Here is a 16,504-nt window from a genome sequence, read left to right on the forward strand (position 1 = left end):
ACGGTGATTCTTGAGCGTATTGCATTACCATTACTCGATGATGTGGCTCTTGCGTCAGCAACGCTGACCTATATTGAAGCGACCTCCATCAGCGCCGACGAGAAGTTGGCGTTGGTAAAGGTCCGTTATTTCGATGATCTTGAGCCCGGGACACAGTACACCACCTATTACATCTACGATGTGCAGGCGCAAACCTATACGTCGGTTAACTCGATGCTCTCGGCGACACTTACCGGTCAGGCCGCTGATTATGAAGTTTTTGATGTAGTACTCGTTGGGAATTCAGATGATTGGCAACTGTTTGTTGATGCGGGGCTAAAAGCGTCAGACGAATCAGATCTGATACTCATCAATAATGGGACTGTTGCAGACTCGAATCTGTTGCTATCAGAATTTGGTATAGATGCTCAAATTGATATCGAGCGAATTGAAACGAGTGCTGACGGTCGGTTTTTAGCACTGCAGACATCAAGTGCCCTGCTTGCAGATGAGCTCTCGCCTGATATCAACGATAGCTCGGACATCTACCTTTTAGATCGAGATACTGGCGAAATAACTCGTGTCAGTTTTGTAGGTGGAGCGGAAGTATATGAGGATACCTACCTCGCGGACCTGATGTACTCAGATGGAGAGCTGCGAATAGCATTTGTAACCGACGCCGCATATGTAAGGCCGTCGATTGACGCTAACTCCAGTGAAGTATCGGATCAGCAGGGCGCTAAAACGGATGCTTATGTTTGGAGTGCATCAGTAGATGATACAGGAATAAATGCTGACTCGGTTTTATTTACGCTGGCCTCGATTGGCGTCGACGCGACTGCGTCAGGATTTGTAAGTACCGCTGAAGCAGCGGTTCAGCTGACTACTGCGGGACTTTTATTTACATCTTCTGCCGGCACACTTGTTGAAGCCGATAATAACGACTCAGATGACGTTTTCTATTTTCAGGATGGGTCTATTAATCGTTTATCTCAGCTTTCTGGGGAGGAGTTAAGCCTAGGTGCTGTACTACAGAGCGCCAATAACACTGGAACGACCATTTACTTTACAACAGTGTCCTACGAAGCCGGCGGGTCCGAGGAATCGCCAGAGTTACTGCATTACAGTGCTGTCGACGGTGAAACTTCAGTTGTAGATTACTCCGGCGTTGACACTACTTCATTCTCGCTATCTTCTGAAGCTGGGCCGATCGGATCATTGTTCATCTCCAGCGTTTATGACCCAACCGATTTGAGTATAGCCAAATCTAGTTTGATGATAGGTTATTCTAACTATGCTCCCATTATTAACATTACAGCTAATGACTTTACAGAAGATGCGGGAGGTTTGGTTGCAGATGTCACTGTTGCCGGGCGTTACACAATCGCTGACCAAGATGGTGATATTTTAACCGTTACTTTTAATGCAGCGAGCGCGCACTACACCTTAGATGTCGTCAATCAGCAGGTGTTGTTAACCCAAACAGGTATTGACGCGGTTAATGCGGGCGACAGCCTGGATGCGATCGACTTAAAGGTAAGCGATGGCAGCTTGGAGGGAACCGCCAGCGATACTCCGGTGGTGACGCCCACCAACGATACCCCGACACTGGTCAATGCAATCAGCGATCAAAGCGTTGCCGAAGACAGTGACTTTAGTTTTGTGGTTCCAACCAATACCTTCGCCGATGTCGATGCTGGTGATGTACTGATCCTCAGTGCAACCCTGTCTGATGGTTCTGCGTTACCGGGATGGCTCAGCTTTGATGATCAGACCAATACGTTCAGTGGTACACCGCTCAATGCAGATGTAGGCACGCTCTCAGTGACGGTTACTGCAACGGATATTGCAGACACCTCGGTATCGGATACCTTTGATCTAGTGGTCACGAACACGAATGATACACCGACCGCACCGTCGATCTCCGTTGCAGAGGATGAAGATGCAATCGTTGCGATTACGCTGACCGGTGCTGACATTGATGTGGGTGATGCCATTGATAGCTATAGTGTTACGTCGCTACCAGGCAATGGCACTCTCTACAGCGATGCAGATCTGACGAGCACGGTCGCTAAGGATGATGCCCTAAGTGCAACTGCTAACGCTTTAACCCTTTACTTCAAGCCGACAGCGAACTGGTTTGGTTCGACGTCGTTTACCTTTACGGCAACCGATGGCGATGCAACCTCAGCTTCGGCGACAGCGTCTATCAGTGTTGCGAGTGTTAACGACCTACCAGCCTTCAGTAGCGCTACCACTAGCTCAGTGGATGAGAATGCTGTCACGACAACCGTCATCTACTCCTCAGTAGCCAGTGATGTAGAGGGCGATGAGATTACCTACTCACTCGGCGGACCTGACAAAGACCTGCTGAGCATCGATGCAACCTCCGGTGATGTAACGCTTCTAGCCTCAGCTAACTACGAGGCTAAAGACAGTTACAGCTTCAACGTGATCGCTACAGACAGTAACAGTGCAGCACAGACACTTGCGGTCACTGTCAGTGTTGTCGATCTTAACGATCCCAGTATCGTCACAGGGGGTACATCAGGATCCGGTGATGAAGAAGCAACCGCTGTGACAGGTACGCTGCTAGTTACTGACCAAGATGGCCTAACGGATGGAAGTTACTTTAGCGTCACAACGAACCCAGAGCACGGCTCTGCAAGCATCGATGAAGCGACCGGTGCTTGGGGTTACACACCGACTGCGAACTTCAACGGTAACGATAGCTTTACGGTCACCATTACCGATGATGCTGGATACACTAAAACTCAAGTCATTGGCGTTGCTATTGCAGCGGTTAACGATACACCGACATTGGTCAATGCAATCAGCGATCAAAGCGTTGCCGAAGACAGTGACTTTAGTTTTGTGTTACCAGCCGTTACTTTTGCCGATGTTGATGCTGGTGATGTATTGACCCTCAGTGCAACTCTATCTGATGGTTCAGCGTTACCGGGATGGCTTAGCTTTGATGATCAGGCCAATACGTTCAGTGGTACACCGCTCAATGCAGATGTAGGCACGCTCTCGGTGAAGGTTACTGCGACCGATATAGCAGGCACCTCGGTATCGGATACCTTTGATCTAGTGGTCGCGAACACGAACGATACGCCGACCGCATCGTCGATCTCCGCCGCTGAGAATGAAGATGCAACTGTTGCGATTACGCTCACCGGTGCCGACATTGATGTGGGTGATGCCATTGATAGCTTTACAGTTACGTCGCTACCAAGCAATGGCACACTCTACAGCGATGCAGACCTGACGAGCCCAGTCGCTAAGGATGATGTCCTAAGTGCGACCGCTAACGCTTTAACCCTGTACTTCAAGCCGACAGCGAACTGGTTTGGTTCAACCTCCTTCACGTTTACCGCAACCGATGGCGATGCAACCTCTGCTTTGGCTACAGCATCTATCACTGTTGCGAGTGTTAACGACCTTCCAGCCTTCAGTAGCGCTACCACTAGTTCTGTGGATGAGAATGCTGTCACGACAACCGTCATCTACACTGCTGTGGCAAGCGATGTGGATGGCGATGATATTACCTACTCACTTGGCGGTACTGATAAAGCTCTTCTGAGCATCGATGCAACCTCCGGTGATGTAACGCTTCTGGCCTCTGCGAACTACGAGGCTAAAGACAGCTACAGTTTCAACGTGATCGCTACAGACAGTAACAGTGCAGCGCAGACGCTTGCGGTCACGGTCAGCGTTGTCGATCTAAACGATCCGAGTGTCGTTACGGGTGGTACATCAGGATCCGGTGACGAGGAAGCAGCCTCTGTAACAGGTACGCTGCTAGTTAGCGACCAAGATGGTCTAACAGATGGAAGTTACTTTAGCGTCACAACGAACCCCGAGCACGGCTCTGCAAGCATTGATGAAGCGACCGGTGCCTGGAGTTACACACCGGCTACCAACTTCAACGGTAACGATAGCTTTACGGTCACCATTACCGATGATGCTGGATACACTAAAACTCAAGTCATTGCTGTGTCTATTGCGGCGGTCAATGATACACCGACATTGGTCAATGCGATCAGCGATCAAAGCGTTGCTGAAGACAGTGACTTGAGTTTTGTGGTACCAGCGAGTACTTTTGCCGATGTTGATGCTGGTGATGTATTGACCCTCAGTGCAACTCTATCTGATGGTTCAGCGTTACCGGGATGGTTCAGCTTTGATGATCAGACCAATACGTTCAGTGGTACACCACTCAATGCAGATGTAGGCACGCTCTCGGTGAAGGTCACTGCGACCGATATTGCAGGCACCTCGGTATCGGATACCTTTGATCTAGTGGTCACGAACACGAACGATACGCCGACCGCATCGTCGATCTCCGTCGCTGAGGATGAAGATGCGACCGTTGCGATTACGCTTACCGGTGCTGACATTGATGTGGGTGATGCCATTGATAGCTTTAAGGTTACGTCGCTACCAGGCAATGGCACACTCTACAGCGATGCAGACCTGACGAGCACAGTTGCTGAGGATGATGTCCTAAGTGCGACCGCTAACGCTTTAACCCTGTACTTCAAGCCGACAGCGAACTGGTTTGGTTCAACCTCCTTCACGTTTACCGCAACCGATGGCGATGCAACCTCTGCTTTGGCTACAGCATCTATCACTGTTGCGAGTGTTAACGACCTTCCAGCCTTCAGTAGTGCTACCACTAGTTCTGTGGATGAGAATGCTGTCACGACAACCGTCATCTACACTGCTGTGGCAAGCGATGTGGATGGCGATGATATTACCTACTCACTTGGCGGTACTGATAAAGCTCTTCTGAGCATCGATGCAACCTCCGGTGATGTAACGCTTCTGGCCTCTGCGAACTACGAGGCTAAAGACAGCTACAGTTTCAACGTGATCGCTACAGACAGTAACAGTGCAGCGCAGACGCTTGCGGTCACGGTCATCGTTGTCGATCTAAACGATCCGAGTGTCGTTACGGGTGGTACATCAGGATCCGGTGACGAGGAAGCAGCCTCTGTAACAGGTACGCTGCTAGTTAGCGACCAAGATGGTCTAACAGATGGAAGTTACTTTAGCGTCACAACGAACCCCGAGCACGGCTCTGCAAGCATTGATGAAGCGACCGGTGCCTGGAGTTACACACCGGCTACCAACTTCAACGGTAACGATAGCTTTACGGTCACCATTACCGATGATGCTGGATACACTAAAACTCAAGTCATTGCTGTGTCTATTGCGGCGGTCAATGATACACCGACATTGGTCAATGCGATCAGCGATCAAAGCGTTGCTGAAGACAGTGACTTGAGTTTTGTGGTACCAGCGAGTACTTTTGCCGATGTTGATGTTGGTGAAGTACTGATCCTCAGTGCAACTCTATCTGATGGTTCAGCGTTACCGGGATGGCTTAGCTTTGATGATCAGGCCAATACGTTCAGTGGTACACCGCTCAATGCAGATGTAGGCACGCTCTCGGTGAAGGTCACTGCGACCGATATTGCAGGCACCTCGGTATCGGATACCTTTGATCTAGTGGTCACGAACACGAACGATACGCCGAGCGGTACCGTCACTATCAGCGGAATAGTTACGCAGGGGCAGATCCTTAAAGCCTCTAATGATCTAGCAGATGCTGACGGTCTTGGAACTATTACGTATCAGTGGAACCGTGATGGAACGGCTATTACAGATGCCACCAATAGCACGTATATTCTCTCTACAGATGATGTGGGCAAGAAAATTACTGTTACCGCCTATTACATAGATGGTCATGGTACTTATGAGGAATCACTTAGTTCTGAAACAGCTATAGTGAATAAAGCTAGCATTCCATTATTCAGCGCAAGTGATTCAGTGCTGACTTCTGGAAGAATTAAGTTTAGCGATGCCAAAGGATCTGATAGCACGCTTGCAGTTACCGAAATTGGGCCAACTGACACCCAGATCCTTTCAGCAGAGTTAGATGAGACTACAGAAGGTGCAGTAGACATATCAGACGTCATTAGCCAACTAAGTCACATTGTAGGCTTATCTGAACTATCGGGCTTAAACAAAGCAGCTGCAGATAACGATGCCAATGGTTCTGTAGACATAAGTGATGTGATTAGCTCGCTCAGACAAATAGTAGGACTACAAGAAGCACCTAATGCTCGTATAGTTGATGCACAGGGTGATCATCAGTTCATGTTCGATGATAGTGTTACTGAACTATATGTAGTTGCAGCAGGTGATGCAGACTTATCTTGGACACCATTAGAGCTTGTCTAGCCTTTATGTTAAATGGAAATCTCATCAAGGTCATGGTCTGGTTTTTCGGGGAGAGGTCAGTAACCTCAATGGGGGTTCCATTTACTCTCCGTGGCATTTTATGTAGTGTAAGATAAGTTTATCTTTATGATATGAAAAACTTCCCGCTAGTTGCTAGTTGCTAGTTGCAGCATGAATTTGTGCACGAGTACGTCTGAGCAAATAGGAGCGAAATATGAGCACTACTTCAAATTCGGCATCAATTGTTGACTATTACATCTCCGATGAGCAGGGTTGGTCTGTACAGATTAATACTACTCAAATAGCTAATGCCTCCGCTGCAGATGATCAATTAACGTTAACATATGAAGAATTACTTCTAATTGAGTACAACCAATTTTATTTTGATGCAGGCGATGGTCATGATGTTCTTACTATTGTAGCACCACAATCACTAATTGATCAGTACTATGATCTAAACGCTCAAGAAAATGGCTTAGCAATCAGCTCTTCAGGGTTGTCGTGGTCGACGTCTGATGGCACTAATCTGATGTCTTATCCGATCATTGATATCAGAGATTCATCGTATTCAGTGGATTCAGTCAGTTTTACTCAAATAGAGATCTGGCCGTCAGAGCTTAATACCGCAAAAGCTCCTATCTTCAGAAATTTTGAGGAAGTCATCCTTAAAATCGGTGATAGAGAAGTCTCTTTTGACTTTAATGGCAACTATGCCTGGGTTCCAGGTGATGGCGATTCGTTCAAGGGAACGTGGTCACAAAATGACACGTATATATGGGACGCCTTGAGTGATAAGAGTTTCAGCGTCTCTGAGTATAACGGAGCAATTGATAGTGAAGGTGATGTTCTTGAAATCGATGCAGATGACATTGTCATTGCAACCGGTGAAAGAAAAATAACCTATAACAATGACACGAACTTAATTGAACAATCGGTAGATATTGAGCTCAACTCCCTAAGTTACACAGACGCCTCGGTTCTCTCCACAGTTGATTTCTCGGTGTCGAATTTTGGTGGTTACTATAACGGCATTGACAAAATTCAAGCTGACCTAGATACCTATTGGATTTCTTATTCCAATGAAGGTGATGCTAATGACAACTTTGTTATTGGTACTGCATCGAATGACACGGGTGACAACGCTTTAAAAGGCTTGGATGGTAATGATTATTTATTGTCATCAGGTGGCAGTAATGAATTATTTGGTGGTGATGGTGATGACCAACTCGTTAGTGGGTCTGGCGCAGATTACATGGATGGTGGCGCTGGTGCCGACTACTTCCATTACAAATTGGGCCTTGATGGTTTCGATACCCTTATTTCGGATGCAGATGACAAGGGTCTAAGGCTGATTGATTTTGGTCCAGACGCAGATCTGTATGATTATGTGTCTGCGGCACGGGTGGGTGATGATCTTGAGATTGAGATCATTAAAGACGGGGCAGTCATCGGAAGTCTGACCGATGTAGGTGGTCATCTATCTACCATAGACGTTGAAATGGTTAATGATCCATTTTCTGATGGACCGTTCACCCAAGTGCTACATCTTCTAGATACTAATAATGCATCAGCCGCTACGGCATTAAATAAAAGTGATGAGTTCTACGGACTTATTGGACGTAATACGTCTAATGATTATCTTGTGGGCTCAACAAGTCGAGATCAGTTATTTGGTGGAGAAGGCAAGGATCGTTTGTTTGGTGGTGAGAACGATGACTTTCTTTACGGTGGCAAGGATGCCGACTTGTTTGAGTTTTTACAGGCCTCTGAATCCACTTTGGGTTCAGGTCTAAATGATGATAGTGAGAAGATAGATCTTATTGGTGACCTTAGTGCTGAGGACACTATTTTGTTATCTGGGGAAACGGGTCTAACGTCGTCAACAATTACTTGGCTTGATGCGGTTGACGTGACAGGGTTGGCCTCAACAATTCAAGGCATTACCTCAGATGGTATTTTTGGCTTAGATATCACCCGTAATTCGAACACATATGCGCATGCATTTTATGTCAGTGACTCCGATAGTAATTCTGAATTAGATGGACTGTTTGTAGCCTTTAATGGAGAGATTTTTTCCGGCGTAAACACGTCAGATTATGCTGCTGTGCTCTCTAGCGTTATCACTTTCGATGATTCGGTTGCGTCATCCTACGGCACTGGGTTAACGGGTCCGACAGTTGAGATTGAAAGTTTCAAAGAGGTTTATGTCAGTTCAACTGAATATAAATACGAGATTGAGCTTGCAGCATCTGGCGCTATTAGTCTGGTAGACACGAAGCTGAGTGATGTCGTTGTAACAGGCTATACGATAAACAATGTCACGCAGCATTATCAGCCGTATGAATACTTTAGTCTTTCTTTAACCTCATCAAACACTTCACTTTCGAGTGATGGTGTTCTTACGGTTAGTCCGGGCGCAGGCAACCGATTATCATTGGATAAGTTCGAATTTGAGTTTCCAGCGGGGCTGTTTTTAGAGGATGACTTGGTCAGTTCTTCTGAATTAACCTTAAACGTTGCGCCTGCTGGTGATCAATTTGTCATACTGGATGAATCGAATGATGTTTTTTATGCGTACAGTCCTTTCCAATCGCCATTGGGTCCTGCGGACCTGCCATCAGGATGGGGTTATGAGGGGTACATAAGTTTTCCATCCGGTGAAGGGTATAGCTCTGATCTCTTGGAGCTATTCTCTTCAAACGATGACGCGTCAATTGATAAATATAAACTTTATGACCTATCCGATATCAGCAGTCCGTCTTTAATAGAGTCAGGCGACATAGCTTTTGGCAGCCCATCCCTGGGACAGGTCACTTTGACGCCATCTACAGGTGCGGCTCATATTTTTGAGGCATACATCAATGAAGGTGGTGAATTTATGGGCTTGAGTGAAAACTTGATACCCGATATTCAATCGCCGCAGCTTGTCTCGATTGAGGCTGTCGATAGCTCCGGTTTCATCGATTTGATCCTGACTTTCAATGAAGACCTTGATTACTTTAATGTCCCCGCTTCGTCATTTGACTTAGAGATAAATGGCTCTCCAGTGTCTGTATTCTTCGCCACCAGCATGAGTGACCTTAGCGAAGTAAAACTGGTGATTGATTTTAGATCGGATGTGACTATTCAATCTCTCGCTCTTGATTATGTTAAGCCTTCAAGCGGGGACCCTTTTATTGATCTATCGGGGAATGAAGTTCAATCCTTCACTGACGCAGCGCTTGGTAACCAAACAATCCCGCTGTTCGGTTCTAATAATACGTCTTTAACCTCTGGAAATATTTACTTTATAGACTCCAACGGAATCGGAAGCTCTGCTTCTGCCGCTAACCTGTTAACAACTAACACCCAAATCATCTCAGCAGAGTTACAAAAGACTACCGAGGGTGCTGTAGACATTTCAGATGTAATAAGCCAGCTAAATCATATAGAAGGGTTATCTCAACTAACGGGCTTAAATAAAGCAGCTGCAGACAATGATGCCAATGGTTCTGTAGATATTAGTGATGTTATTAGCTCACTGCGACAGATCGTAGGGCTACAAGAAGCACCTAATGCTCGTATTGTTGATGCGCAGGGTAATCATCAATTCATGTTCGATGATAGTGTTACCGAGCTGTATGTAGTGGCAGCGGGTGATGCTGACCTATCCTGGACACCATTAGAGCTGGTCTGATCTTCGGAGGAACCAAAAACTAGCCATCGCGAATTACCTGCACGACCATACCCCTAGTTCTCAAGTTACCATCCAAGAACTTTTACATACAAGCCTCTACACAGAACAGTTTTTGACGTACACGAATGACGGTCTCTAGGCATTTTGGTCCCATACTGTATGAGAGTTTTGGGCATGAAATTGGCTATTAAGGAGGCCGAAATCATGAAAAGAAAACGCTACTCAGTAGAACAAATTATGGCGGCGTTAAAGCAGTATGAAGCTGGCACTACTGTTGCCGAGATCTGCCGCAAGCTTTTTATCCCAGTAGGCACGTTTTATAGCTGGAAAAAGGATTATGGCGGCTTAGAACCGGATCAACTCCGAGGGCTTCGCCTCCATGTTCAGTTGCGGCGAGAAGGACACGAGTTCAACAAGAAACGCATCCATCGCCTCTATTGCCCAGAGGGCCGGCAATGGTGGCCGAAGCGGCCAAGACGCAACGTGAGCGGCTCAAAGCGACATACCGAGCAAAAACCAGCAACGGCGATTAATGAATCCTGGGCAATGGATTTTGTAGCTGATCAATTCTATGAAGGGCGAAAAATTCGAATACTTACGGTAATCGATACGTTCAGTCGAGAGTGCCTCGCGACACCAAATGGCCCCCGACTTCGTAGCTAGGATGTGGTTAAAACGTTGAACCAAATTCTGTTCAAACGAGGTGTACCCAAGAAAATCTTTTGCAATAACAGCAGCGAATTTCCCGGAAGACTCATAGCCCTTTGGGCTTACAGCAACAAAGTTACTCTGGCCTTCTCTCGACTGTAAACCCACTGACAACACCTTCTTAGAGTCGTTCTACGGTAGTTTAGAGACGAGTGTTTGAACTGTCATTGGTTTACCAGCTACGAGGATGCCAAAGAAAATCCGAGTCGTGGTGGAATGAGTACAACAGCACTCGGCCTCACAGGGATATCAATAATCTATCCCCGTTAGAGTACGTGGCTCAGAAGAGCGCGGAGGCGTGCCCAATCTCTTAGGCTGTGAACCAGTAAGAGGGAGCCCCTTAATGGTAGCGCAGTGAACCTCAGCGGTTACGGTTACGACTTGACCCAGTACGCTGCTGATATTCTACCGAGTGGGACTTTCGAGATGACGTTAGTGGCCAGTGCTAATTTGGCCCCTGACGTAGGTATCAGCGATGTTATTGCTAGCTTACGCCACATCGTTAAACTTGATACTTTAACCGGCAAATCGGCCATTGCTGCCGATATGGATGGCAGCGGTGATATCGGTATTTCTGACGTGATCAGTCAACTGCGCCAAATCGTAAAATTGGAATCTTCTAGTGGGTTCAAAGCAGTGGTTGAAACCAGTGACGGTTACACGGATCAGTTGAACGCTGATCTCCTCGAACAGCCTTTAACTTGGGTGGCTATGGGCGATGTTGATTCGAGTTACACTCTTGATATTGTCTAATGGTCTATTGGTTTAATTTTATGGCTTTATTGACTCGGTGTACTTGAAATGTATTACATCGTCCCTGATTATAATTATATATTCAATTTTGTTTCATCGATGCATTCAAATTAACAAGGGTTATACATGTTCTCCAAGTTGGTTCCGCTTAGTAAAGAGTCACACAAGTCTTTAAAAGTACTACCGATTAAAGATTTTTCATTCGCCAATAAATCGCATCTACTTGGTTTGATGGCTTCAGAATTTCCAATGGCCTCCGCAGAATACCCTGTTGTATTTGTCGAAGCAGAGGATGGTGAATTTAAACCAGTGGCTATGCTCGGTGTGAAACCAGGTGAAAATCTTTTACTCTCTGATGAGGGAAAATGGTCAGCACGTTATATCCCCGCGATTCTTCGTCGTTATCCATTTGCTTTAGCATCTGGCCCGAATAATGATGAATTTGCCGTTTGCATCGATGAAGGTAGTTCTGTTCTGTCTGAAAGTGAGGGTGAAGTGTTGTTTGATGACAGCGGTGAACCTACTAAGCTTTTAGAGTCAGCTAAAAACTACCTTCTTGAACTGCGCAAAATGGAACTACAAACCAATGCGTTTTGTCAGCTTCTAAAAGAGCATAACCTTTTAGCTCCGCTTAACCTGAGGGTTAAAGAAGGTGAAGAGGTAAAATCTATTACAGGTTGTTTTGCTATTAACAATGAGCGTTTTGAAAAGTTATCGGATGAGATTTTTTTAACATTTAGGAAACGAGGCTATCTTCCGATTGTTTACGCGCACTTGAGCTCACTAAGAAACATAGAAAATCTATTGAAGGTACGTGCCAACAATATTGGTAATTCGAATCAAGACGAAAACGTTCATTAAGTGCCTTAGAGATTTTTATGTTCCCCTATACTAATTTAGGGAAGCAACTTTTTGTTGTTATTCCTTTCTTGTTTCTAATCGCACCGCCAGTTAAAGCAGATATTCGAACTTCTATTTCGATATTGAATAATCACCCTCAAATCCTTGGGGAACAAGCTAAAGGCTTGGGTAGTGAGGCAAGAGTTGCTCAACAGAAAGCACAATGGTTACCGGATGTGTCACTATCTACGGATGGTGGTAAGCGATTATTAGGCAGTGCGTCAGATACCCAACTTCGTTCTATTGGCGACAATGCTTATATTGATCTAGTGGTAAATGGTAGTCAGCTTTTATATGACTTCGGTGCTGTTGATGGTTACATCGACGAGGCAAAATATCGTAGTCAAGCGGATGCTTTGCTTGATGAGCTAGCTTTGAATGCATTGATTGGTGACTTAACTCAAATTGTTCTTCAATATGAGATTGAACAAGATCGCACAAAAATCATTTCTGACCTGCTATTACCATTGAAGGAACAAGCTGAACTGTCAAAACAACGCTTCGAAGCTGGGGTTTCTAATGGTGATGATTTTAGGCGCCTTCAAATGGATATTGATCGCTTAACTAGAGATCAAGTAGAAGTTGATCGTAGACTAAAAGATCTCTCGCAGAAGTTGGTAGAGCAGTTTGCACTTGATGTTGATTCTGCTGTTGAGCTCTCAAACGCCATCATTTCACAAAATGGTGGATCCAGCACTGCTGTCAGATTAAGTGATCAATCCCGCCGTTATAGAGAGCGAGCCGCTAACTCTCGGGTCCAGGCCGCTGAGGCAGAGAGAATGCCTAGGCTGGCATTAGAGTTAGAACTTCGAAGTTTTGATGCGGATAAAAACTTTGCTGCTTCAAATGAACTGACGGGTAACCTGCAGATAACCATGCCTTTCTTTGATGGTGGCGCCCTAAAAGCTAAAGCAAGGGTTGCTGAGTTTGAACGCTCTGTTATTCAACAAGAACAAGCCTTTGAGCAGCGGGTTCTAAAGGAGCGAACATCGCAAATTAGAGAAGAGCTTAACAGCTTGGCTGATGTAAGAAGATCTCTTGGCGAACAGCGAAAAATTGCTGCAGATGCTCTTAAAATGGCTCTAGAACGCCAGGGTAAAACCGCTGTTGAAATTTCTCAAATCAATAGCAGTTTAATGTCACTTTACCAACTCGATGGCGAAAAACTCGATGCAGATCTTCGTGTTGAACAACTTCAGCTTGAATTAATTACTTTGAACGAGCAATGGCCTGAAAAATTTAGTCTTGTCGTTTCCTCTTTGGAGAATAAATGAATATAAACGAGTCGCATTGGTTTTGGGGAGCAGTTAAATCGCAGAAAAGCCAATATATTCAAGTAATTATCGCGTCAATATTTATCAATATTTTTGCTTTAGTCAGTGCTTTTTATGTAATGACAGTTTATGACCGTGTCATTCCAAACGATGCACGTGAATCGCTATTGGCACTTACATTAGGCGTGCTGATAATTATTTTCTTTGACTTTGTGATGAAGTCGCTACGCGGCTCTTTCACTGACAAAGCAGGTTCTGCTATAGATAAGACAGTTGGAGAGCGGTTGTTTGATCACCTTGCTCGCAACTATAATCTCGTGAGTCAACGTCAAGTTGGTGCTGTCTCATCCACCGTTCGTGAGTTTGAACAGTTAAAAGAGTTCATCTCCTCTGCTTCATTTACTGCATTCGTAGATTTTCCTTTTATTCTGTTGTTTGTTTTTGTTCTATGGAACTTAGGTGGCCCCATTGCTGTGGTACCAGGGGTAATTGTTTTGGCCGTAATAGCAGTTTCGCTGGGAGTTCAGCCTCTTATTAGAAAGGTTGCTCAGCAAGGTATGGTTGAAAATCAGTCGAAGCAAGGGGTTTTGGTTGAGCTTTTAACAGGAATGGAAACGGCTAAAACTTTGCCCGGTCTTGGAGTTCTTCGCGATCGTTGGCTAGGCAGTGTAGAGCGCCAATCAACTCAAACAACTCGTTCAAAAGGTTTCTCTCTACTAGCCACTAACGCCGCACAAACCGGCCAGCAGCTTTGTCAGGTAGGGGTAGTGGCATATGGTGTACTCTTGATCGCTGAAGGTTCTCTTACAATGGGATCGTTGATCGCCTGTGTGATTCTGGGTGGCAGAACCCTTGCACCCCTTGCGCAGATTACAGGTTTGATTAACCGATACTCACAGGCGAAAAGTGCCTATCAAGCACTTGATCAGATGTTTCAGGTTGAAGATAGAGAAGAACAGGCCCAGGAGTTCATTCGTCGTGCGGATTGCAATGGGGCTCTTGAGTTTCGCTCAACTTCGCTTGCCTACCCTAAAGCAGGGCGCCCTGCGCTAGATAGTGTTGATCTAGCTATAGCGCCTGGTCAGAAAATGGGCGTTGTTGGGCCAATTGGCTCCGGCAAAACAAGTTTGCTTCGTATAGCTTCAGGTCTTATTGAGCCTACTTCAGGTCAAGTATTGGTGGGTGGTATTGATGTGACTCATTGGCATCCAGATGATTTACGTCAGCAGGTCGGGATAATCACTCAGACACCAACGTTGTTTACAGGAACTGTTGCTGAAAATATTCGCCTTGGTAATCCTGGTGCCTCCGATGAAGAGGTTATAGCGGCTGCCGAGATGGCCGGTGTGGGTGATTTTGTTAACCAGCTTGAAAACGGATTAGACACTCACCTTTTTGAGCGTGGGGCTCAATTGTCTGGTGGGCAGCGTCAGGCCATCTGTATTGCGCGTGCCGTAGTAGGGGATCCAAAGATTCTTATTATGGATGAACCTACTAGTTCACTCGATAACGCCTCTGAGCAGCGTTTAGTTGAGCGACTAGCGCCCTGGGTAAAAGAGCGTACCTTGGTGGTTATCACTCACCGCGCCCCTATGCTGGCATTGGTCAGTGATATTGCAGTAATAGAGGCAGGCAAGATCACATCTATTCAACCCAAGTCTAAGGTAATTAAATCAGCATGAGATTAGGCGGAGCACAATTAACATTTCTAGTAGTGGCTGGATTGTTTTCTGGACTTTTTGTATGGGCGAGTAGTTACCAGGTCGATCAGGTTGTTCGAGCAGACGCTAAAGTCGTTCCGGTGAAGGACGTTGTAAAGGTTCAAAACCGTTTCCCCGGAGCGGTAGAAGAGGTCTTAGTTGAGTTGGGCGATAGTGTTGTAAAGGGGCAGGTTCTCTTTAATATCGACCCCGAAGAGTCTGAAATCGATCTTACTCAAACGCAGTTGGCACTTGTTACACAAGAATCTTTAGCTGCGCGTCTGATTGCACAAATTCAGCAAACAGTACCAACTTACCCTATAGGAGCGCCTGAGGATATCCTTGCTTCCCAGAACTCGGTCCTTGCATCGAAACGTTCTGAGCTAGCTTCCCGCGCAAGATTAATTGAAGCTGAAATTGACGCTCTTAATCTTGCTATTACAGAGACCCAAACTACAGCTGCTGCAGCTCGCAGGCAGGCGGGCCTTGCTCGTGAAGAGGTAGACCTTCTTAAGCCTCTTGTCCAGACTGGAGCAGAACCAAAGCTTCGACTAATCCAAGCCACTCGAGCCTTAAATGACCTGTTAGAGAGAATTGATGTTAGTGAGATTCGAGTTCAGCGTCTTAAAGCTGACCTTGAATCTCAAAGAAGAACTCTGGCCCAAGAGACTGAGCGTTTTCTATTGGAAGCTAATGAGCAACTAGCTGAAGCGCAAGCTGAGGTAAGTCGACTTCGTGGTGAATTATCAAGAGCTGATGATCGCCGTTCCAAAAGTGCCGTTACAAGTCCAATCAATGGGGTTGTTACTGCACTCCCATTCGCTGTTGTTGGCCAGATAGCGGACTCTGGTACCGTGCTCGCTGAACTAGTGCCTAGTGATACAGAATACAAAGTAGAAGCAAAAATTAAACCGATGGATGTTAGCAATGTAAACGTAGGACAAATTGCTCGTTTATCACTTGTAGCTTACGATTTTGCCGATTACGGTCATATTGAAGTTAAGGTTAAAGATGTCGCTCAAAACCTAACAGAGCCTCAGCAAGAAGAACCTTATTACAGTGCGGTCTTGTCGATAGCTAATGCTGCTTTCTCAAAAAGTGGCGACCCAGTTGAACTGATGCCCGGTCTTATAGGGCAAATTGATATTTTAGGTGAGCCTGTTACGGTACTCGATTACATTACTAAACCTATCAATAGAGTAAGCAGCCGAGCACTAACGGAAAAATAGTATACTGGGGCTCGTTTGAGCCCTTTTTGTTGA

Annotated in this window: 7 protein-coding genes and 1 pseudogene; all 8 read left to right on the plus strand. The window is 45.8% G+C overall.

Annotated elements, in window-relative coordinates; all coding sequences use genetic code 11:
- Positions 1 to 3 precede the first annotated feature (3 nt).
- The 8 genes and pseudogenes from XMA152_RS10230 (at position 4) to XMA152_RS10265 (ending at position 16,471) form a co-directional block, all read left to right on the plus strand.
- Positions 4 to 6,231 carry a tandem-95 repeat protein gene (locus tag XMA152_RS10230; protein WP_173483531.1) on the plus strand — a complete coding sequence of 2,076 codons (6,228 nt, stop codon included), beginning with the start codon at positions 4 to 6 and terminating at the stop codon, positions 6,229 to 6,231.
- Positions 6,232 to 6,445: 214 nt separating this feature from the next.
- Positions 6,446 to 9,907 (plus strand): calcium-binding protein, encoded by a 3,462-nt coding sequence (locus XMA152_RS10235; RefSeq protein ID WP_173483532.1) that lies wholly within the window; start codon positions 6,446 to 6,448, stop codon positions 9,905 to 9,907.
- Positions 9,908 to 10,111: 204 nt separating this feature from the next.
- Positions 10,112 to 10,929: pseudogene (locus XMA152_RS10240) on the plus strand (IS3 family transposase).
- Positions 10,930 to 10,969: 40 nt separating this feature from the next.
- A complete protein-coding gene (locus tag XMA152_RS10245) occupies positions 10,970 to 11,368 on the plus strand; it encodes a hypothetical protein (RefSeq protein WP_173483533.1) in 399 nt (132 codons plus the stop codon).
- Positions 11,369 to 11,494: 126 nt separating this feature from the next.
- Complete coding sequence (locus XMA152_RS10250; RefSeq protein WP_173483534.1) at positions 11,495 to 12,229, plus strand: SapC family protein; 735 nt, start codon at positions 11,495 to 11,497, stop codon at positions 12,227 to 12,229.
- Between the two features lie 17 nt (positions 12,230 to 12,246).
- On the plus strand, positions 12,247 to 13,542 hold the full coding sequence (locus XMA152_RS10255) for a TolC family protein (RefSeq protein ID WP_173483535.1): 1,296 nt from the start codon (positions 12,247 to 12,249) through the stop codon (positions 13,540 to 13,542).
- On the plus strand, positions 13,539 to 15,224 hold the full coding sequence (locus tag XMA152_RS10260) for an ATP-binding cassette domain-containing protein (RefSeq protein ID WP_173483536.1): 1,686 nt from the start codon (positions 13,539 to 13,541) through the stop codon (positions 15,222 to 15,224). Before XMA152_RS10255 ends, XMA152_RS10260 begins: the two co-directional genes overlap by 4 nt.
- Positions 15,221 to 16,471, plus strand: coding sequence for an HlyD family type I secretion periplasmic adaptor subunit (locus XMA152_RS10265; RefSeq protein WP_256368530.1), 1,251 nt, complete (start codon positions 15,221 to 15,223; stop codon positions 16,469 to 16,471). The genes XMA152_RS10260 and XMA152_RS10265 overlap by 4 nt, the downstream gene beginning before the upstream one ends.
- Positions 16,472 to 16,504: the final 33 nt, after the last annotated feature.

The organism is Marinobacterium sp. xm-a-152 (assembly GCF_013282965.1).
In the GTDB taxonomy this organism is placed as follows: Bacteria; Pseudomonadota; Gammaproteobacteria; order Pseudomonadales; family Balneatricaceae; genus Marinobacterium_E.